This is a genomic window from Collinsella tanakaei (assembly GCF_016900375.1).
In the GTDB taxonomy this organism is placed as follows: domain Bacteria; phylum Actinomycetota; class Coriobacteriia; order Coriobacteriales; family Coriobacteriaceae; genus Collinsella.
On sequence record NZ_JACJKB010000048.1, the window covers coordinates 1 to 1,026 of the forward strand.

Consider the following 1,026-nt stretch of genomic DNA (forward strand, 5'->3'; position numbering starts at 1 on the left):
AGACGATATGAGCTGAACATTGGGCCCTCCCCCTGTCGCGGCTCCGTGGGTCGGGCGACAATGGTCGTACCACCAACCGTGGCCGCGCGCCACATGCGACGGAGGAGGGCACCATGTCCAATTATGTCACAGCCATCGGCCTCGACGTCCACGCCCGCAGCATCAAGGCCTTCGCCCTGAACCCCATGACCGGCGAGTTCGAGCGCGCCTCGTTCGGCTACGACCCCGCGGCGGTCGCCGAGTGGGCGCTCGGCTTCGATTCGCCCAGGTGCGTCTACGAGTCGGGCGTCACCGGCTTCCACCTCTGCCGGGCGCTCAACGCGCTCGGCCTGGAGTGCGCCGTGGGCGCCGTCTCCAAGATGCAGCGGCCCGCCGCCGACCGGGGCAGGAAGAACGACCGGCGCGACGCCGAGTTCCTGGCGAGGCTGCTCGCCACGCGCAACGTCGTGGAGGTCTGGGTGCCCGACGGGCGCACCGAGGCCGCCCGCGACCTGTCCCGCGCGCTCGCCGACGCCCGCGACGACCTGCAGCGCGCCAAGCAGCGCATGTCGAAGTTCCTGCTGAGGCACGGCCACGCGTTCGACGAGGCGACCCCGACGGGGAGGCGCAGGGGCAACTGGACGCGCGCCTACTGGAGGTGGGCGGACTCGATCGAGTTCGAGGAGCCCGACGACGCGGCCGCCTACGAGCACTACCGCGACTGCGTGCGGCGCTGCCAGGAGGCCCGCGACGCGCTGGCGAGGAGGGTCGCCGAGTCGGCCGGGCGCCCGGAGTGGAAGCCGGTCGTCGACGCGCTCAGGCTCGTGAAGGGCATCGACGTCGCCACGGCCTTCCTGCTCGCCTGCGAGGCGGGCGACTTCTCGAGGTTCCGCACGGCGCCCGAGTTCGCCTCGTGGTGCGGGCTCGTGCCCTCCGAGCACTCGAGCGGCGAGACGTCGTCGAGGGGCGGGATCACCCGCGCCGGCAACGCGCACGTGCGCTCCGCGCTCGTGGAGGCCGCCTGGCACGTGCCGATGTCGTCGCGCG

Annotated in this window: 1 protein-coding gene; it reads left to right on the top strand. The window is 72.5% G+C overall.

The window, feature by feature from the left end; all coding sequences use genetic code 11:
* Window positions 1-113: 113 nt before the first annotated feature.
* On the top strand, window positions 114-1,026 hold a 913-nt coding region (locus tag H6A16_RS10540), incomplete at its 3' end, for an IS110 family transposase (protein WP_204619011.1).